At 66.0% G+C, this 18,595-nt stretch carries 21 protein-coding genes; 9 read left to right on the forward strand and 12 right to left on the reverse strand.

From position 1 onward, the window contains the following. Nucleotides 1–7: 7 nt before the first annotated feature. From cyoD to cyoA, 4 genes are read right to left on the reverse strand one after another with little or no spacing between them, the layout of a single operon-like run. Complete coding sequence (gene cyoD / locus AC1DR7_RS00245) at nt 8–349, reverse strand: cytochrome o ubiquinol oxidase subunit IV (protein ID WP_478051962.1); 342 nt, start codon at nt 347–349, stop codon at nt 8–10. Next, entirely contained in the window at nt 346–984 is a 639-nt protein-coding gene (gene cyoC / locus AC1DR7_RS00250) for a cytochrome o ubiquinol oxidase subunit III (RefSeq protein ID WP_478076352.1), read from the reverse strand. Before cyoC ends, cyoD begins: the two co-directional genes overlap by 4 nt. Then, complete coding sequence (cyoB, locus tag AC1DR7_RS00255; RefSeq protein ID WP_478051963.1) at nt 981–2,960, reverse strand: cytochrome o ubiquinol oxidase subunit I; 1,980 nt, start codon at nt 2,958–2,960, stop codon at nt 981–983. Before cyoB ends, cyoC begins: the two co-directional genes overlap by 4 nt. A 2-nt stretch (nt 2,961–2,962) precedes the next feature. Then, nucleotides 2,963–3,940, reverse strand: a complete 978-nt coding sequence (gene cyoA / locus AC1DR7_RS00260) for a ubiquinol oxidase subunit II (RefSeq protein WP_478052553.1) — start codon at nt 3,938–3,940, stop codon at nt 2,963–2,965. A 190-nt stretch (nt 3,941–4,130) separates the two neighbouring features. Between cyoA and AC1DR7_RS00265 the strand changes: the two genes are divergently transcribed. Beyond that, complete coding sequence (locus AC1DR7_RS00265; protein WP_457319060.1) at nt 4,131–5,510, forward strand: aminotransferase-like domain-containing protein; 1,380 nt, start codon at nt 4,131–4,133, stop codon at nt 5,508–5,510. Between the two features lie 10 nt (nt 5,511–5,520). Here AC1DR7_RS00265 and AC1DR7_RS00270 read toward each other — a convergent pair whose 3' ends face one another. From AC1DR7_RS00270 to AC1DR7_RS00290, 5 genes are all read right to left on the reverse strand, one after another. Then, complete coding sequence (locus AC1DR7_RS00270; RefSeq protein WP_256774249.1) at nt 5,521–5,946, reverse strand: hypothetical protein; 426 nt, start codon at nt 5,944–5,946, stop codon at nt 5,521–5,523. Next, complete coding sequence (locus AC1DR7_RS00275) at nt 5,933–6,292, reverse strand: hypothetical protein (protein WP_457319061.1); 360 nt, start codon at nt 6,290–6,292, stop codon at nt 5,933–5,935. The genes AC1DR7_RS00270 and AC1DR7_RS00275 overlap by 14 nt, the downstream gene beginning before the upstream one ends. After that, a complete protein-coding gene (locus AC1DR7_RS00280) occupies nt 6,289–6,627 on the reverse strand; it encodes a hypothetical protein (protein WP_256774247.1) in 339 nt (112 codons plus the stop codon). Before AC1DR7_RS00280 ends, AC1DR7_RS00275 begins: the two co-directional genes overlap by 4 nt. A gap of 223 nt (nt 6,628–6,850) precedes the next feature. After that, a complete protein-coding gene (locus tag AC1DR7_RS00285) occupies nt 6,851–7,120 on the reverse strand; it encodes a hypothetical protein (RefSeq protein WP_256774246.1) in 270 nt (89 codons plus the stop codon). Nucleotides 7,121–7,218: 98 nt separating this feature from the next. Further along, nucleotides 7,219–7,599, reverse strand: coding sequence for a winged helix-turn-helix transcriptional regulator (locus AC1DR7_RS00290; protein ID WP_457320046.1), 381 nt, complete (start codon nt 7,597–7,599; stop codon nt 7,219–7,221). 86 nt (nt 7,600–7,685) lie between these two features. Between AC1DR7_RS00290 and AC1DR7_RS00295 the strand changes: the two genes are divergently transcribed. Together AC1DR7_RS00295 and AC1DR7_RS00300 are read left to right on the forward strand one after the other, a co-directional pair. After that, nucleotides 7,686–8,750, forward strand: coding sequence for an SDR family oxidoreductase (locus AC1DR7_RS00295; RefSeq protein ID WP_478076353.1), 1,065 nt, complete (start codon nt 7,686–7,688; stop codon nt 8,748–8,750). A gap of 123 nt (nt 8,751–8,873) precedes the next feature. Further along, the gene (locus AC1DR7_RS00300) at nt 8,874–9,245 is read left to right on the forward strand and encodes a response regulator (protein ID WP_457320050.1); all 372 of its coding nucleotides are present in this window, start codon (nt 8,874–8,876) and stop codon (nt 9,243–9,245) included. 14 nt (nt 9,246–9,259) lie between these two features. Here the strand turns inward: AC1DR7_RS00300 and acuI are convergent, their stop codons facing one another. Further along, nucleotides 9,260–10,246, reverse strand: coding sequence for an acrylyl-CoA reductase (NADPH) (gene acuI, locus AC1DR7_RS00305; RefSeq protein WP_478051474.1), 987 nt, complete (start codon nt 10,244–10,246; stop codon nt 9,260–9,262). Nucleotides 10,247–10,359: 113 nt separating this feature from the next. Between acuI and AC1DR7_RS00310 the strand changes: the two genes are divergently transcribed. Both AC1DR7_RS00310 and AC1DR7_RS00315 read left to right on the forward strand, forming a co-directional pair. After that, nucleotides 10,360–10,965: a TetR/AcrR family transcriptional regulator gene (locus AC1DR7_RS00310; RefSeq protein ID WP_457320054.1), complete on the forward strand. Its 606-nt coding sequence runs from the start codon at nt 10,360–10,362 to the stop codon at nt 10,963–10,965. Between the two features lie 114 nt (nt 10,966–11,079). After that, on the forward strand, nt 11,080–11,772 hold the full coding sequence (locus AC1DR7_RS00315; protein ID WP_457320056.1) for a type 1 glutamine amidotransferase domain-containing protein: 693 nt from the start codon (nt 11,080–11,082) through the stop codon (nt 11,770–11,772). Nucleotides 11,773–11,917: 145 nt separating this feature from the next. Here the strand turns inward: AC1DR7_RS00315 and AC1DR7_RS00320 are convergent, their stop codons facing one another. Next, nucleotides 11,918–12,595: a MarR family winged helix-turn-helix transcriptional regulator gene (locus tag AC1DR7_RS00320; protein ID WP_478051473.1), complete on the reverse strand. Its 678-nt coding sequence runs from the start codon at nt 12,593–12,595 to the stop codon at nt 11,918–11,920. On the opposite strand from AC1DR7_RS00320, the gene AC1DR7_RS00325 reads away from it, so the two are divergent. From AC1DR7_RS00325 to AC1DR7_RS00335, 3 genes are all read left to right on the forward strand, one after another. After that, nucleotides 12,494–13,957 carry an FAD-dependent oxidoreductase gene (locus AC1DR7_RS00325; RefSeq protein WP_478052568.1) on the forward strand — a complete coding sequence of 488 codons (1,464 nt, stop codon included), beginning with the start codon at nt 12,494–12,496 and terminating at the stop codon, nt 13,955–13,957. The two genes, AC1DR7_RS00320 and AC1DR7_RS00325, sit on opposite strands and share 102 nt — an antisense overlap. Before the next feature lie 306 nt (nt 13,958–14,263). Continuing rightward, the gene (locus AC1DR7_RS00330; RefSeq protein WP_256774238.1) at nt 14,264–14,569 is read left to right on the forward strand and encodes a hypothetical protein; all 306 of its coding nucleotides are present in this window, start codon (nt 14,264–14,266) and stop codon (nt 14,567–14,569) included. A gap of 37 nt (nt 14,570–14,606) precedes the next feature. Then, nucleotides 14,607–15,080 (forward strand): lysozyme inhibitor LprI family protein, encoded by a 474-nt coding sequence (locus AC1DR7_RS00335; protein WP_478051472.1) that lies wholly within the window; start codon nt 14,607–14,609, stop codon nt 15,078–15,080. A 4-nt stretch (nt 15,081–15,084) separates the two neighbouring features. Here the strand turns inward: AC1DR7_RS00335 and AC1DR7_RS00340 are convergent, their stop codons facing one another. Continuing rightward, the gene (locus AC1DR7_RS00340) at nt 15,085–17,076 is read right to left on the reverse strand and encodes a PEP/pyruvate-binding domain-containing protein (RefSeq protein WP_457319703.1); all 1,992 of its coding nucleotides are present in this window, start codon (nt 17,074–17,076) and stop codon (nt 15,085–15,087) included. Nucleotides 17,077–17,295: 219 nt separating this feature from the next. Between AC1DR7_RS00340 and AC1DR7_RS00345 the strand changes: the two genes are divergently transcribed. Then, nucleotides 17,296–18,555, forward strand: coding sequence for an acetamidase/formamidase family protein (locus AC1DR7_RS00345; protein ID WP_457319701.1), 1,260 nt, complete (start codon nt 17,296–17,298; stop codon nt 18,553–18,555). The last annotated feature ends 40 nt before the right edge of the window (nt 18,556–18,595 follow it).

Genomic DNA, 18,595 nt, shown 5'->3' on the forward strand with positions numbered 1-18,595 from the left:
GCCCTGCTCACAGCTGCATCGGCATCATGTTCTGGGTGGCGTTGTGCATCACCCACAGCGAGCCGGCCACCACGATGGCGATCAGGAAGGCGGTGCACAGGAAGATGCCGGTGTTCTCGCGCTGGCTGCGGCCTGCGCCGATATGCAGGAACAGCACCAGCTGGGCGACCAGCTGCACCACGCACAGCACCACGATGGCGGTCAGGCGCAGTGGCTGCGGCACCAGATCGGTCATGACCACGCCGAACGAGGCGCCGGTGAGCACCACGCACAGCAGCAGGCCGAGGATATAGCCCTTCAAGGTGGCATGGCCGCCGCCGTGATCGGCATCAGGCGCGTTCGCGCTCATACAAACTCCCTCAGGTAGACGAAGGTGAACACACAGATCCAGATCAGATCCAGGAAGTGCCAGAACAGGCTCAGGCAGGCCAGCCGGCGGCGGACCACGCCATCCAGGCCGAACTTCAGCACCTGGTGGATCATGATCGCCAGCCACAGCAGGCCGAAGCTGACGTGCAGGCCGTGGGTGGCCACCAGGGTGAAGTACGCCGACAGGTAGGCGCTCACATCCGGGGTGGCACCTTCATGGATCAGCTCGGCGAACTCATAGAGCTCCATGCCGATGAAGCCCGCGCCGAGCAGGCCGGTCATCGCCAGCCAGCCCACCACCTGGTTGCGCTTGCCCGCCTGCATGCCCAGCATCGCCACGCCGAAGGTGAAGCTGCTGAGCAGCAGCAGGACCGTCTCGGCCAGCACGAAGCCGAGCTTGAACAGTTCCTTGCCGCTGGGGCCATCGGYCGTTCCGTTGAGCAGGACACCAAAGGTGGCGAACAGCACCGCGAAGATCAGGCAGTCGCCCATCAGGTACATCCAGAAGCCCACGATGGTCTTGCTGCCGTCGTCGTGGTGCGCGTGGCCGTGGTCGTGATGACCGGCCGCAAGCGGGCCGTGCTGCGTGGCAGCGGTCAGGGTATCGCCGCTCATGCCTTGGCTCCTTCCATGCGCGCGAAGTGCGCGTCTTCAATGCGCTTCACCTCGGCGGCGGGCACGTAGTAGTCCACGTCACGGTCATAGGAGCGCAGCACGAAGGTGGCGATCACGCCGATCAGGCCGATCCCCGCCAGCACCCACATATGCCAGACCAGGGCGAAACACAGCACCAGGCTGAACACCGAGATCACCACGCCGGCGGCGGTATTGCGCGGCATATGGATGTCCTCGTACGTGGCCTGGCGCTGCCAGGCGCGCCCCTGCTGCTTGTCGTCCCAGTGCTGCTCCAGCGAGGTGATCGAGGGCAGCGTGGCGAAGTTGTAGAACGGCGGTGGCGAGGATGTGGCCCACTCCAGGCTGCGTGCATTCCACGGGTCGCCGGTGAGGTCCAGGTTGGCCTTGCGGTCGCGGACACTCACGTAGAACTGGATGAACATCGCCGCGATGCCGGCGGCGATCACCAGTGCGCCGATGGCCGCCACGATCAACCACGGCTGGTAACCCTCGACCGCGTAGTGGTTCATGCGCCGTGTCATCCCCTTGAAGCCCAGCACGTACAGCGGCATGAAGGCCAGGTAGAAACCAACCAGCCAGCACCAGAACGACACCTTGCCCAAGCGCTCATTGAGGGTGAAACCGAACGCCTTCGGGAACCAGAAGGTGATACCGGCCAGGCAGCCGAACACCACGCCGCCGATGATCACGTTATGGAAGTGCGCGATCAGGAACAGGCTGTTGTGCAACACGAAATCCGCACCCGGAATGGCCAGCATCACACCGGTCATGCCGCCCAGCGCGAAGGTGACCATGAAGCCGATCGTCCACATCGTCGAGGAGTGGTAACGGATGCGGCCGCGGTACATGGTGAACAGCCAGTTGAACAGTTTCACCCCGGTGGGGATGGAGATGATCGAGGTCATGATGCCGAAGAACGCGTTGACGTTCGCGCCCGAGCCCATGGTGAAGAAGTGGTGCAGCCAGACGAAGAACGACAGCACGCCGATCGAACAGGTGGCGTACACCATCGAGCGGTAGCCGAACAGCGGCTTGCCCGAGAAGGTGGCGATGATCTCGGAGAACGCACCGAAGCACGGCAGGATCAGCACGTAGACTTCCGGGTGGCCCCAGATCCAGATCAGGTTGACGTACATCATGGCGTTGCCGCCGGCATCGTTGGTGAAGAAGTGCATGCCGAAGTAACGGTCCATGCTCAGCAGCACCAGGGTGGCGGTCAGCACCGGGAAGATCGCCACGATCAGGATGTTGGTGATCAGTGCAGTCCAGGTGAACACCGGCATCTTCATCAGGTCCATGCCCGGCGCCCGCATCTTGAGGATGGTGACGATGAAGTTCAGGCCGGTCAGCGTGGTGCCGATGCCCGATACCTGCAGTGACCAGATGTAGTAGTCCACGCCCACCGTGGGGCTGTACTCGATGCCCGACAGCGGCGGATAGGCCACCCAGCCGGTGGCGGCGAAGTCGCCGACGAACATGGACAGCATCACCAGCACCGCGCCCACCGCCGACAGCCAGAAGCTGAGCGAGTTGACGAACGGGAAGGCCACGTCGCGCGCGCCGATCTGCAACGGCACCACGATGTTCATCAGGCCAACGATGAGCGGGGTCGCCACGAAGAAGATCATGATCACCCCGTGCGCGGTGAATATCTGGTCGTAGTGTTCCGGCGGCAGGTAGCCGGCGCTGTCATTGGCGGCGATGGCCTGCTGGGCGCGCATCATCAGCGCATCGGCGAAGCCGCGCACCAGCATGACCAGGGCCAGCAGGATGTACATCACGCCGATCTTCTTGTGGTCCACCGAGGTGATCCACTCGGTCCACAGGTAGCCCCACTTCTTGAAGTAGGTGATCGCCGCGATGATCGCCACGCCGAGCAGCAGCGACCCGGCCAGTGCCGACATGATGATCGGGTCGTGGTAGGGAATCGCTTCGAGGTTCAACTTTCCAAGCACAATCAGTTCTCCGCGGTACGGCTGGCGGCAGGCGCGGCCAGGCTCACCAGTTGGGTTTTCGCCCCGGGTGCTTCGCCCGGCAGGCAGATCTCGTCATCGGGCATGCCGCCGTGGCGACGCACGATGCTGTCGAACAACCCGGTATCCACCGCACCGAAGTGCAGCAGCGGCGAGCCGTGGGTAGGCGTTTCCAGTTCGGCCAGGCGGGTGGCGCCGAGGTGGTCGCCACTGCTGCGGGCCTGCGCCAGCCAGCGGGCGAAATCGGCTTCGGTGACCACCCGTGCCGGGAACTTCATGTCCGAGAAGCCGGCGCCGCTGTAAGCCGAGGACATTCCCGCGTAGGTGCCCGGGGTGTGCCCGATCAGGTGCAGGCGGGTCTGCATGCCGGCCATGGTGTAGACCATGCTGCCCAGCTGCGGCACGAAAAAGGCGTTCATCATCGACTCGGAGGTCAGCTTGAACGCAACCGGCGTATCGACCGGCATCACCAGCTCGTTGACCGTGGCCACGTTGTGGTCGGGGTAAATGAACAACCACTTCCAGTTCAACGCCACCACTTCCACACGCAGCGGCGCCTTGTCCGATTCAATCGGCCTGTACGGGTCCAGCGCGTGGGTGCTCTTCCAGATCAGCACCGCCAGCACCACGATGATCAGGCACGGGATGGTCCAGATGACGACCTCGATCGCGGTGGAATGCGACCAGTCGGGCGCGTAGGTGGCATTCGTGTTGGACGCACGGTAACGCCAGGCGAAGTACAGCGTGAGCAGGATCACCGGAATCACCACCAGCAGCATCAGGCCGGTGCAGACCAGGATCAGCTGCATCTCCTGTTCGGCGATGCTGCCCATGGGATTGAACAGCTCCAGGGAGGTGCACCCGGTGAGCAGGGGCAGCAGCGCTGCCAGGCCGGACCAGCGTCCGGCGCGGGCTCGACCGGCCAACGGGGCGCGGCGAGCAGGTTGAGTAACGGGGATCATGCGGGACGGCCCTTCCAACGCAGTGCCGGGCCGGGCGGCCCGGATCATGAAAAGTGGCGGACAACCCCCTGCATGACCGATATGCATGGGGGGTGCCCGCCGCAGCCGCGTACGTTAGGCAACGACATGATCCATACATGATGCGACACACTGTCGCAGGCGCCTGCGCGGCGCGGCGTAAGATGCGCCGATGCAAGCCGACAGCCCCGCGTGGAGCAGCCTCATCGCCGACGGGCACGGGCCGGTGTACCTGCGTATCGTGCAGGCGCTCGAACGCGCCGTGCGGTCCGGCGCGCTGCGTCCCGGCCAACGCCTGCCCGCGCAGCGCGCACTGGCCAACGACCTCGGCGTGGACCTCACCACGGTCACCCGCGCGTTCAACGAGGCGCGCAAGCGTGGCTTGATCGACGCACGCGGACCACTGGGCTCGTTCGTCGCCCCACCCCAGGTGGCGCTGGACCAACTTGTGGACCTGAGCATGAACCTGCCGCCGACCCCGCCCGGCGGCGAGGTGGCCGACATGCTGCGGCGTGGCCTGTCCACGGTGCTCACCCGCAGCGATGCCGGCAACCTGATGACCTACCACGTCGGCGGCGGCAGCCGCGCCGATCATCTGGCCGCGCAGCAGTGGCTCAAACCGATGTTGGGCAAGGTGGACAGCGATCGGCTGGTGGTGACCGAAGGCGCGCAGGCTGCATTGTCGGCGCTGCTGCTGGCACTCACCGAGGCCGGCGACACGATCCTGTGCGAACCGCGGGTCTATCCCGGCCTGCTGCATGCGGCGCGGGTACTGCAACGCAAGCTCCAGGTAGTGGCATGCGACGAACACGGCATGCGCCCGGATGCGCTGCGTCGGCAGGCGCGGGCCACCGGCGCGAAGGTGGTCTACCTCAACCCGACCGCGCAGAACCCCACCGCCCATACCGTGCCCGAAGCGCGCCGGAGAGCGCTGGCTGACGTGTTGCGCGCACAGGATCTGCGCCTCATCGAAGACGACCCGTACTGGCTGCTGGTCGACGATGCCCCTGCCCCGCTCGCCCTGCTGGCGCCGCGGCACACCTGCTACATCTCCACCTTGTCCAAGTGCCTGAGCCCGGGCCTGCACACCGGCTTCGTCCACCTGCCCGACGGCGTGTCACGCCAGGGCGTGCTGGACGCGCTGCGCGCAGTCAACCTGATGGCACCGCCACTGATGAATGCCCTGGTCACCCAGTTGATCCTGGATGGCTCGGCTACTGCCCTGCTCAGGCTGGTGCAGAACGAAGCCGCCGAGCGCCGCTACCTGGCGCGGTCGGCGCTGTCGCCTACGTTCCTGCAGCACTGCGCCGGCGTGCACGCATGGTGCCGCTTGCCGCCACAGTGGACCGCCGCCAGCCTCACCCATGCAGCGCGCCTGCAGGGGCTGGGCATCGCCCCGTCGTCGGCGTTCACGCCCGACGGCGTGGCCATCCACGATGCGGTGCGGATCTCGCTGGGGGCGGCTGCGAGCCGGCAGGAACTGCACCGGGCGTTGCGGCAGCTGGATCAGTTGATGCACGTGGCTGCAGGCCGGAGCGGCTGGACGGTATAAGCCGGTTGTGTCAGTCCGTACCGGGTGCAACGCGAGACCGTCGCGCTCGGCTGTAACGCCTGCCGGGGCTGCCCACGTACTGGTCCATGGAGCGGCGACCGTCTGCGGTTTCGACCGATACCTGGAAATGCCTTCCTGCGACCTTGTCCGTACCAAATCGCGCGGATAGAACGCGGATCTGGCCGATATCCAAACCGTGCTGCGAAGCCAACTCGGGCAGTCGCTGCGCGAATTGGCCAGTGGCATGCTTTATCCCTGCCGAGGCCGGGCTGCCCGCGGCTTCCCCTGTCAGGAAATTCACCACGATTTCGCCCTCTCGCGAGGCGGCGGCCTCCGCAAAGATATCCAGCGTGTATAAGCCGATCATGAAGCACATGCCACTGGCCAACGAGTCGGCCACGTTGTGGCCGAAGGCAGTGAGCTCACCCAGTTTCATCGGCCGGCCCCCGAAGCAGATCGTGCAGGTCGATGCCCTCCGGGTTCAGCAGCGCCCGTTCACGGCCCGTATAGAACAGCTCGAACCGTCCCTTTTCTTCGTCAACGATGCGTGCACCGTCCAACACCGTCAGCAGCCCGAACACCGTTGCTCCGGCGGCCTCACGCACCACGCTGCGCACGTGCGCCTGGTCCTGCGGTGACAACCCGCCATACCAGGCGGCGCGTTCGCGAACCGCCAGCGAAGGTCGCCTTCCGGGCGGCGATTCGAGCGTGCTCATCGTCGCCTCTGTCGCCGCGTCCCGCACGTGGGCTTCCATCGCTTCAACAAACTGCTGACTGTTCAAGGATCCGCCCATCCTGCGTCCGCACGCAGGCGTTGCTCGCGCAACCGGCGGACGCGCGCTTCGTTCGCCTTCTCGCCCCGGAATTTGAAAACGTAGTGCGCGGCCAGCACGCCAACCAGCAACGCGGGCCCGAGGTTGTACCCCAGCGCATAGCCGAATGCCCCGGGCTGCAGATCCGCGCGCACCGCCATCACGACGATGAAAACGGCGAAGACCAGCGTGAGCAGCAGATGGATCGCCGCACCGTTGACGGTCAGCCGCCCGCGGGTCGCATTGACGATCCTGGCCAGACCCATGCACACCAGGAACAGTACGAAAAACCCGAACAACGCCATTCGAAGCCCCCTTGGCGCAGTGCGCCTGCTTCTCCGGTCCACGCTGCCGCGCCGGCCCGGACCTCCCTTTCCATTTCCGGCTGCGCTGGGCGCTACCGGCTCCCTGCCGCAGGTCATCCAGACCTCGGCGAGAGCCGACTCTACAAGCAATGACGCCGGGACGACAAGACCGGTCACCGGTGCGGGCGGTGAGCTGCCCAAGCCGCGCGCAGTGACGCTCAGCTCAACCAGAAACAGCCTTGGCGCGCTTCCAGACGGCTTCGAATTCGGTGGCGGTGATGCTGTCATCCGAATCCAGGTCCAGCCAGGACAAAGGCTGATCGGACATCGGGAAGCGCGCATCGGCCTGCCCGGATTTGTCGGCCCAGACCAGCACGCTGCGGTAGCTTTCGACCTGCCGCACGATCACATCGCCCTGTGCCTCAAGGTAAATCGTGCCGTGGCCGATGTCCGATTCGGCGGGGTGTTTGTAGTGTTTCCGGGGCGTGGTCATGACGGAAGCTCAGGGCTGAATATGGGGAGGGCGCGAAATATACCGCGATCCGGGCGGGTCTGGCGCCGTTGTCCAGGGCTGCCACGCGTGGCGTGGCACTACCGGCGGCGTGAGGTGGTGCGCGGTTGCAGGGCATCCAGCGCGCTGGCATTGCGCCGTGCCCAGTCGTAGATCAGCTCGATCGGCTCCACCAGCTGCCGGCCCAGCGGTGTCAGCGTGTACTCCACTGCCGGCGGCACGGTGGGAAATTCGGTGCGCAGCACGATGCCTGCGGCTTCCATTTCGCGCAGGGTCTGGATCAGCATTTTCTTGGAGATCGCCGGCAGGCTGCGGTGCAGCGCATTGCTGCGCGCGGCGCCTGCATGGCGCACGGCCAGGGTGTGCAGCACCATCGAGGTCCATTTGGTGCTGAACAGCTCCAGCACCCGCCGCGGGGCGCAATCCTCGCGCCATTCTTCGTCGGGAGTGCCGGTTTTCATCGCGTGGTTACCATTTGGTGCCTTCTTTCGTGCGGTGCGCGCCTATCCTACTGTGTGCGCCTGAAACAGAATGAAAAGGCCATATCGTGACGAACAAAGCGTTGGTAGTCGGGGCGACCGGCATCGTGGGCAGTGCATTGATCCAGCGGCTGCTGGACGCCGGCTGGGAGGTCCACGGACTGGCCCGCCGTCCAGACCAGCTGCCCAAGGGCGCGCAGGGCGTCGCCGCGGATCTGCATGACGCCGCGTCCACCCAGGCGGCACTGGCAGCGCTGGCACCCACCCATGTATTCATCACCACCTGGTCGCGCCAGGCCAATGAGGCCGAGAATATCCGCGTCAATGCGGCGATGGTGCGCAACCTGCTGGACGCGTTGCGGCCGGCCGGCAGCGTGCGGCACGTCGCGCTGGTCACCGGGCTGAAGCATTACCTGGGGCCGTTTGAAGCCTATGCGCAGGGTGCCTTGCCACAGACGCCGTTCCGTGAGGAACAGCCACGGCTGGCGGTGGACAACTTCTACTACGCACAGGAAGACGAGGTATTTGCCGCTGYAGCGCGCGACGGCTTCAGTTGGAGCGTGCATCGCCCGCACACGGTGATCGGCGCGGCGGTGGGCAATGCCATGAACATGGGCACGACGCTGGCGGTGTACGCCACGCTGTGCAAGCGCAGCGGGCGTCCGTTCTACTTCCCCGGCTCGCCCGCACAGTGGGACGGGCTGACCGACATGACCGATGCAGGTCTGCTCGCCAGACACCTGCTGTGGGCAACCCAGACGCCCGCCGCCGCCAACCAGGCCTTCAACGTGGTCAATGGCGATGTGTTCCGCTGGCGCTGGATGTGGTCGCGGATCGCGACGTGGTTCGATCTCGAGCCGGCCCCCTTCACCGGCGAGGTGCGTCCGCTGGAGCAGCAGATGGCCGGTGATGCCGCCGCATGGTCGGCGCTGGCGGCCGCCCATGGGCTGGTCGAGCAGGACATCCATCGCCTGATCTCGCCGTGGCACACCGACGCCGACCTGGGCCGGCCACTGGAAGTGGTCACCGATATGTCCAAGAGCCGACGGATGGGCTTCCTGGACTACCAGCCCAGCGACGATGCGTTCTTCGCGCTGTTCGAGCGATTGCGCGCGCAGCGGCTGATTCCGTAGTCGGACGCGGCATGGGGTAACGGATCCGTGGCACCGGATGCACGACGGACTAACGCCCGTCCGCACTACCCTCGGTGACGAAGTGTGGCCCCCGCCGCATGCGTTTCCCGCGAGGCAGCCACCGTGCCACATCCGTCCCCTTGCCGCATCCTGCTTGTCGAGGACAACGATGCCCTCCGCGCCAGGACCACCACGATCCTGGATGCGGACGGTTTCGACGTCGTGTCCACCGCCAACGCCGAATCCGCGCTGGATCACCTGACCGGCGCGACGTCGTTCGATCTGCTGTTCTCCAGCATCGGCCTGCCGGGCATGGATGGCTGGAGCCTGGCAAAGCGCGCCAGCCGGCTGTATCCGACGATGCCCATCCTGCTGATGACCACCTATGCGGGCGAAATAGACGATCGCCCGCACTTTCTGTACCCCGGCGTGAACCTGATCCGCAAACCCTTTACCGCCGAAGAAGTGCTGGGTTCGGTACGCGACCTGGCCTGAGCCGGGCCGGATGATCAGGCATTGACGTCCACTACCGTGCGGCCCTGCACGCGCCCTTCCAGAACCTGCGCGGCAATGGTCGGCACCTGCGCCAGTCCGATCACCTGGGTGGTCCGTGCAAGCTTGGCAGGATCCAGATCGGTGGCCAGACGCGCCCACGCCTGCCGGCGTGCCGCCAGCGGTGCGTTGACCGAATCGATGCCCGCCAGCGTCACGTTGCGCAGGATGAAGGGCAGCACCGAGCCCGGCAGGTCGGCCCCCTGCGCCAACCCGAACGCGGCGACCACACCGCGATAGCGGATCTGCGCCAGCACGTTGGCCAGGGTGTGGCTACCGACCGCGTCGATGGCACCGGCCCAGCGCTCTTTGGCAATCGGTGCACCCGGCGCGGACAGCGTGTGGCGGTCGATGATCTCGGCCGCGCCCAGTTCCTTGAGATACGCCGATTCTTCCAGGCGGCCGGTGGACGCCACCACGCGGTAGCCCAACCCCGACAGCAGTGCGATGGCGATGGAGCCCGCGCCGCCGTTGGCGCCGGTCACCAGGATGTCGCCGCTGTCCGGGGTGACCCCGCCATGCTCCAGGGCCAGTACCGACAGCATCGCCGTGTAGCCAGCGGTGCCGATCGCCATCGCATCCCGGGCGCTGAAGGCATCGGGTACCTTCACCAGCCACTCGCCGGGCACCCTCGCCTTCTGCGCATAACCGCCATGGTGGGTCTGGCTCAAGCCATAGCCGTTGACCAGCACGCGATCGCCGGGCGCGATACCGGGGTAGTTCGAGGTCTCGACCACGCCGGCCAGATCGATGCCAGGGATCAACGGGAAGCTGCGGATCACCGGCGAGCGGCCCGACAATGCCAGCGCGTCCTTGTAGTTGACCGTGGAGTACGCCACGGCCACGGTAACGTCGCCGGGCATGAGGTCGTGCTCTTCCAGGGCCACGATGTCAGTGGCAATCGTGTCGCCGGTTTTGCGGGCAAGCAGGGCATTGAACGTCATGGCGGTCTCCGGGGGGGTGCTTCCACTGTGCGGTGAAATCGCCCGGGCATCCAGTCGAAGGCCGCTTCAAGAATTACTAGACGACCGGTCTAATGGAGAGTACAGTCCATCCCATGAGCCCTGCACCCGCCATCGACACCAGCGACGTCCGCGACAAGATCCTGGCCACCGGCCAGCGGATCATGGGCGGCAAAGGGTTTTCCGCCGTCGGCCTGAACGAGGTACTGACCGCGGCCGGCGTGCCGAAGGGCTCGTTCTATCACTACTTCGGGTCCAAGGACGCCTTTGGGGAAGCCCTGCTCGAGGAGTACTTCGCCGCCTACCTCGCCGACATGGACCGCATCTTCCGCCAGACCGGCCAGACCGGTGCGCAACGGCTGGACGCGTATTTCCAGGCGTGGCGGGACAACCAATCCTTCGAAGAGTGCCAAGGCAAGTGCCTGGCGGTGAAGCTGGGTGCCGAGGTTGCCGACCTGTCCGAGAGCATGCGGGCGTCACTCAAACGCGGCACTGCCGCGATCATCGAACGGATGGCGCATGCGATCACCGCCGGCGTAGCCGACGGTTCGCTGGCGCCCGACGACCCGGCCGATGGCGTGGCGCAGAGCCTGTATCAGCTCTGGCTGGGTGCCAGCCTGATGGTCAAGATCGTCCGCCACACCCAGCCGTTCGACGACGCAGCGCGCACCACCCGCAGGATTCTCCACCCCTCCCATTGACGGGAAGGCCACGCAGCAGGCGATTCATCGGCGACCTGCTTTTTTCACACCCGTTTACTAGACGACCGGTCTACTGTTCTCCCCATCCCGCATCGACCCCCAAGGAGCACCACCATGAAAGTCCTCATCGTTCTTACCTCCCACGACCAACTCGGCAACACCGGCCGCAAGACCGGCTTCTGGCTCGAAGAGCTCGCCGCGCCCTACTACACCTTCAAGGACGCCGGTGCCGAGATCGTGCTGGCCTCGCCCAACGGCGGCCAGCCGCCGCTCGACCCCAAGAGCAACGAACCCGATTTCCAGACCGAGCTGACCCGTCGCTTCGAGGCCGATGCCGATGCCAATGCGCAACTGGCCAACACCGTCCGCCTGGACAGCATCAACCAGGCCGACTTCGACACCGTGTTCTATCCCGGCGGCCATGGCCCGCTCTGGGACCTGGCCGAAGACACCCACTCCATCGCGCTGATCGAATCGTTCATCGCCGCTGGCAAGCCGGTCGCCCTGGTCTGCCACGCCCCGGGCGTGCTGCGTCACGTCAAGGCCGCCGATGGCACGCCGCTCGTTGACGGCAAGAAGGTCACCGGCTTCACCAACACCGAAGAAGAAGGCGTCGGTCTTACCAAGGTGGTGCCGTTCCTGGTCGAGGACACGCTCAAGGCGCTCGGCGGCGACTACTCCAAGGGGCCGGACTGGGGCTCGTATGTGGTGCGCGATGGCCTGCTGATCACCGGGCAGAACCCGGGATCGTCGTCGGAGACGGCGGCGGTGCTGATGCAGCAGGTGGGTGCTGAAGCGAAGCGCTGAGGCGATTGGGCCGGTGCCGCGTGTGCGGCACCGGACACCTGGACTGGGAGCGGCACCGACTGCTCACAGTGCTACGCCCGCGTTCGAACGGCCTGCGCCACCCCGCTGCAGCGGACCTCAAGGTCGGCTCGGCGACGAACGTCGCTCAACGGCCCGGCGCCTGCTTGCCCGTCTCATGTTCCTGCGCTTCCAGCGCACTGGCAAACCGGTCCATCAAACGCACCAGGTCCGCCACCTCCTGCGGCGCCCACGACTGGAAGATATGCCGTCCGATCCGCTCACGCGCCGCGTCCAGGCGATCGGTCATTTCCTTGCCCTTTGGTGCAATGGTCGCCTCACGGATGCGGCGATCCTGCGGATTGCCGCGGCGGGTGACCAGTTCCATCGCCGCCAGCTTGGCGACCTGTCGGCTGATGGTCGTGTAATCGCGGCCGAGGCGATCAGCCAGGTCCACCACCCCGATGGGCCCCACCCGCTCGATCATCACCAGCAGCCGGAACAGGGCCTGGTCCAGCTTCACTCCCGCCTCCTGGAGCAGGCGCTCGTCGTTGCGCGGGCGGTTCATGACGCTGGCAATGCCGACCATGGCGAGGTGAAGCGCCTTCAGGTCCGGCGAAATATGTGTATCTTGCACCTTGTTTTTCGACGGCATAGCATCCCCTCCAAGTAAGTGCATATTACACATACCTGGAGAGAGACGATGGGCAACACCCTTGAAGTAGTGATCTGCGGCGCCGGTGCCGCCGGCCTGACCCTGGCCATCGAACTGGCCCGCCGTGGGGTGGCGTTCCGGCTGCTGGAGCAGCGCGAGCAGCCCTTCCATGGCTCGCGCGGCAAGGGCATCCAGCCGCGCAGCCAGGAGATCTTCGAAGACATGGGCATCATCGACCGGCTGTTCGCCGCAGGCGGGCCCTACCCCGTGTCGCGCAGCCACCATGCCGATGGCAGCAGCACCGATGCCCTCGTGCTGGAGGCGTCGCCGGCAACCCCGGCCGAGCCTTATCGGCAGCCGCTGATGGTGCCGCAGTTCCTGACCGAAGCGGTGATGCGCGACCGCTTGGCAGAACTGGGGCATCACGTCGAATTTGGCCACGCGGTAGTGGGATTCGAGCAGGACGGTGATGGCGTCAGCGTCCACCTTGCTACGCCGTCGGGCGAGCAGACCGTGCGCGCCCGGTATCTGATCGGTGCCGACGGCGGACGCAGCTTCGTACGCCAGGCGTTGGATATTGGATTCCCCGGCAAGACCCTCGGGGTGCGCGCGGTGGTGGCCGACATCGTGCTGCAGGGGCTGCCGCGCGATGCGTGGCACACGTTCAACGAGGACGACATGGCGCGCCGCATTTCGTTGTGTCCGCTGATGGGAACCGCCCTGTTCCAACTGCAGGCGCCGGTGCCGCTCGACGGTGAGGTGGATCTGTCGGTGAACGGGCTGGCGGCGATGGTGCGCGAGCGGACCGGTCGCACCGACCTCGTCGTTGAAGACGTCTCGTGGGCGTCGGCCTACCGGATGCACGCGCGGCTTGCCGAACGCTACCGCATCGGCCGCGTGTTCCTGGTCGGCGACGCTGCCCATACGCACCCTCCGACCGGCGGCCAAGGCCTCAATACCAGCGCGCAGGATGCGTACAACCTTGGCTGGAAGCTGGCATCGGTGCTGCAGGGCGCGCCGGCGGCGTTGCTGGACACCTACGAGGAAGAACGTCGCCCCATTGCAGCGTCCATGCTGGGTTTGGCCACCCGCCTGCTGGATGACGCCCAGCGCGGCGACAACCGGCGCGGGCGCGAGGTGCAGCAGCTGGACCTCGGGTATCGGCCGTCGTCTCTATCGCTCGCGGGCGCGTTTCGCACGGGATGCATCACGCCAGGCGACCGCGCCCCGGATGCGCCGTTGCTGGGTGCTGGTGGCCAGCCCGTGCGGCTGTTCGAGGTGTTGCGCGGCACGCACTGGACGCTGCTGGGCTACGCGAGCGATCGCGCCATCGCACCAGTGCGTAGCGGCTTGCAGGTGCACGTCTTCGGCCCGGCGGGCGATCTGCGCGATACGGATCGACACGTTGAAGATGCCTACGGAATGGCGCCTGGCGAGTGGGTGCTGATCAGGCCCGATGGCTATGTGGCTGCGGTGGTCGATGCGAACAGTATCGACCGCCTTGCCAACCATCTTGACGCGTATTCGCCTTGACGTCCGCTATCGGCCACCTGCTACAGCGCCTCAGGCTGGGCACCGGTCGCCAGCACTGCAGTACGGCACCTCATCGTCATGCAGAATCTGGCTGGCGTAGACCATTGGCGTTTGGCGGCAACGGAACACGGACATCCTGATCTCCGTTGCGTGACACCCACGGTACGGCGCGCCGATGGCGATCAATAGCGGGTGTTGGTTGCTGAGCGCCTGGAGCACGTCCAGGGGCGATGGATGAGCCCCGTCCCCCTGCTCACGCGGCTTTAACCCGTCGCGCCCGTTAATGCCGCCGTGGCCAGCCCCGCCATGACCCAATCCACCGAGATCGCCATGGATACCAACGCACTCCGCGGTGTCGCGCTGCTTTGCAGCGCCGTGATGTTCACTGGATGCGGTACTGCCCAGATCAAGGGCTGGAGCAAGCCCGGCGCGAGCGAGTCGCAGAAGCAGCACGATCTGGCCGAGTGCGACTACGACGCCTCCAAGGCCACGACCGGCGATGGGCGAGCGCCCAAAAGCACGGGAGACGCGGTCGGAGACGGTGTCGTGCGCGGGATGGAGAAATCGGACCTGATCAAGAAATGCATGCGCATCCGAGGCTACAGCGGCTGAGATGTCCCTCTGTTCTATCTGGCCTGGAGCGACGCCAATGAAAGGTCCTGCGATGCTTTTCACTCTTGCGTTTTCCCTCTGCCTGGCGGCATCGGCGCACGCCCAGGGAAAAAGGCCCTCCACGCCAGCCGCACCCGCGCGCACCTCCGATGGCATGGCCTGCGACAGCCCCAATCAAGCCCAAGCCGGACTCAACCAATGCGCCAGCCTCACCGCGCACTCGGCCGATGCCGAACTCAACCGCGTTTACGCGAAGGTGTTGGCCGCCAATGCCCAGGACAAGGTGTTCCTGGACAAACTGAAGGCATCGCAGCGCGCCTGGATCGTCTTCCGTGATGCGCAGATCGCAGCGCGGTATCCGAGTCCGGCCGACTATGGCAGCGTGCTGCCGATGTGCCAGAGCGGCGAGTATGAGCAGCTCACGCGCGACCGGATCAAACAACTGCAGGCATGGATTACCGGTGTCGAAGAAGGCGACGTCTGTGCCGGCTCCTATCCGATGAGCCAGTAGCCCACTATCGCCCGCGTCCATCCACATAGGGCCGCGACTGCAGCATCAGCACCTCATCGCCGACCACGGCCCACTCGATGTCCTGGTCCACACCGCCCAGCGCCTGCTTGGTAGCGGCCCCGACGTTGGCCAACCGCACGATCAGCGCATCGGTCAGCACCTGGCGTGAGCCGGTAATGGGAACTTCGCGGACGCCGCCGCCCGCCTTGGCCACCAGCTGGGTATCTTCGGCCGACCGGCTCAGGACCTGCACCGCCTTGGACCAGTTCGAATACATCACTTGTTCGGCTTGGCGCTTGCCCTCCACCACGCGGATTCCCAGCCCGCGCTTGGCCGAAATGTAGGTGATGTGGCGGCGGGCGGCGTCGAAGGGATCGCGGGTGATCATCACTCCGGAACTGTCCGAAGGCGCAGCACGCTGAACCAGCACCGCCATGGCCACCGCGTCCTGTCGCAGCCCCGCCGCCGCGCGCGCTTCATAGGCCTCGAAGTTGTAGACCGATGCCCAGACCGTCTGCACCGCCTTGGCCAGGGCATCGGCACGCGTCACGTTGGGGACGGTGGTGTACAGGCCGGCGCCACTGAAGCCGGGCAGATCCTCGGAATTGGAAGAGCTGCGTACAAACACCGCGGCCCCCTTCAGTTGCCCCTGCCATTGCGCGTCCAGGGCGCGGACGAACGCCGGATCGGGCCTGGCATTGCTGATCTCCGCACGCAGCGCCGCCAGCGCATCGCGGCGGATGTCCGGGTCGGCACTGAAGCCCGGGCGACGCTGCAGCTGCTGTAGTCGCTCGGCCATCTGCAGCCGTTTCATCATCGCCTGATAGTGCGAGAACGGAATGCAGAAGCCATCGGGTACGCGCGCCGCCGGGGGCAGCGCCGTCTTCAGTGTGCCCAGGTTGGCAGCCTTCACCCCGCAGTGGCTGCTGTCACGCGCACGCAGCGACGCCAAGGGCTTGAGCGCGACCACGCTCAGGTCCGGGCGTGGCAGGTTGCGCGCCGCCGGGCGCGCCGCAGGGGCCGAGGGCGCCCTTGCCGGCCGCGTCAGTGGCGTTACCCGGTAGTCGTTGTTGCTGACCTCCAGCGCCACCCAGCGTCCGTCATATTGGCGCAGCGCCTGCTGCGCGTCGCGCACATATACGTTGGGGATGCCCCAGCCCTTGGCCAGCAGGTTGACGTGGGACAGCAGCGTGGACGGGCGCTGGGTCACCAGCCCTGCTACCGGCGTCAATGCGATGGGCACCTCGTCCAGTACCGGGATGTCCTGCGGCGCCAGCGTGCGCAGCTGCGCCTCCGTGCGCACGATCCGCAGCCGGCCCTCGGCGCGGCCGGTGTTCAACGGCAGGAAACGCTGCTCACGCAACAACGCTTCCTGGCTGACGTAGGCCAGCCCCATGCCGCTGGCCAGCTGCTCGTGCTGGGTGGAGTTGGTCTTGAAGCGGATGGGCTCGCCGAACGAGGCCCGCAGCACCGTGTCGGTCTGCCGCAGCAGGGACGCGGTGAGCCTGTCACCCTCCCAGAACTCGTAGGTGTAGCCCGGCAGGTCCTTCTGCCAGCTCAACGTGCCGAACAGAAAGCGTCGCTGCGGATCACGGTACTGCGCGTTGAGGGTTGCCTTGTCCAACGAACGCAGCAGTCCCTGGCGACGCACGAACTGCTCGTGCAGCGCGAAGCGGGGCGTATTGATGTAGTAGATGCGTGCCGCATTCTGCCGGTCGATCACGAAGATCAGATGCGGCATCTCCAGCGCCGTACCGGCGTTGTAGACACGGGCCAGCTGCATGAACTGCGCGCGGGTGTCGATGCGCGCGAGGGAGTCCGGCCCGGTCGTCGGCTGCACAGGCGCGCTATCGCTGCCCGGGCGGTATTCGTACGGCGAGGGTTTGCGGGCGGTCTGCGCCAAGGCCGGCACGGCGCAGCACAGCAGCAGCGTGAGCGTGGAGAGCAACGCCCACAGGTGCTGTCGCCAGGCAGGATGGGAACGGGCTCGATCCATGACGCCGCCGCGGGAATGAAGTGGGGCGATCATAAGCGACTCCACCGGGCAGCGCCGGGTTACCTTCGACACTGTGTCGCCGGTGGGCAAGCGCATAGGCTGCGGCATACGCCCTTGCGGGCCCTGCGGATGCCACACGCCGTGTTTACGCCCTCCAAGTTGCTTCCATTGTTGCTGGCTGTCCTGCCACTCAACGCACGTGCCGCCGAACAATGGATCGTGACAACCGACCTATGGGGCAACAACAATCATCAGACCCTGCAGCTGGACACCCGCGGCGAGCGCATCCAGGGCAGGCTGGATGCGGATCGGATCGAAGGCACGCGGGTCGGCGACACCCTGCAGTTCACGGCAACCGATAGCGACGGACAGGTGTATCACTTCACCGGCCGCATCGACGGCGAACGCATGCAGGGCCAGAGCGACCAACCCGACACCAACAACCGCGCCGTGCGTGCCACCCACGCCTTCAAGGCATGGCGCGTGCCAACGCCCGCCTCCACCACCCCGCAGTTGCATGTGTTCACGCCAACGGACTATTCCAATACCTTCAGCGCGGATCGCGCGCCGGTATTGGTGATCCAACCGGGCGATTCGGTGCAGACCCGTACGCTGGACTCCGGCGGCGTCGACGAGAACGGCGTTACCCGAGCGCTGTTCGGCAATCCGCAGGTGGGCCCGTTCTTCGTGGCCGGTGCAGAACCGGGCGACACCCTGGCGATCACGCTGACCTCGCTGAAGCTGAACCGCGATTACGCCGACAGCCTGGATGGTGTGGTGGGGCGGCTGAAGACCCCACGGGTCGCGGCCGAAAGCGCGTCCCTGGGCAAACCGGTGCGCTGGACGCTGGACCGCGCGAAGGGTATCGCCCGCCCGGACGGTGCCACCGGGGCACTGAAGCAATTCGAGATTCCGGTAAAGCCGATGCTGGGCGGGCTCGCCGTCGCCCCCGGCTTCGGCTACCCGGCATTTTCCACCGGCGATACCGGCGATTTCGGCGGCAACATGGACTTCAATACCGTCGTCGAAGGCAACACCGTCTACCTGCAGGTGCAGCAGCCCGGTGCATTGTTGTATCTGGGCGACGGGCACGCCTTGCAGGGCGATGGCGAAACCACGCAGTGGGCGTTGGAGACCTCGCTGGACGTGGTGGTAAAGGTGGCGCTGGTGAAGCAACAGTCGATCGCCACCCCGCGCGTCGAATCGCCCACCCAGGTCATGACGCTCGGCCAGGGCGGTTCCAGCGACGACGCGCTGCGGCTGGCGACGTCGGGCATGCTGCAGTGGCTGCGCCAGGCCTACGGGCTGAACCTGTCCGAGGCGACCCAGGTGCTGGGCGTGGCGGTGCAATATCACGTGGCCAACCTGGCCGGGCGCAGCGTTGGTGTTGCCGCCAAGGTGGACAAGGCAGTATTGCGGCGTCTGCCTGCCCCTGCGCCGGCCAAGCCCGCCGATGGGCAGGCACGCCGAAGCCACTGACAAGGGAATTGGCGATGTGTACACGTGCATTTGCTATCGT

It is taken from the genome of Stenotrophomonas sp. P5_A9, from assembly GCF_056400525.1.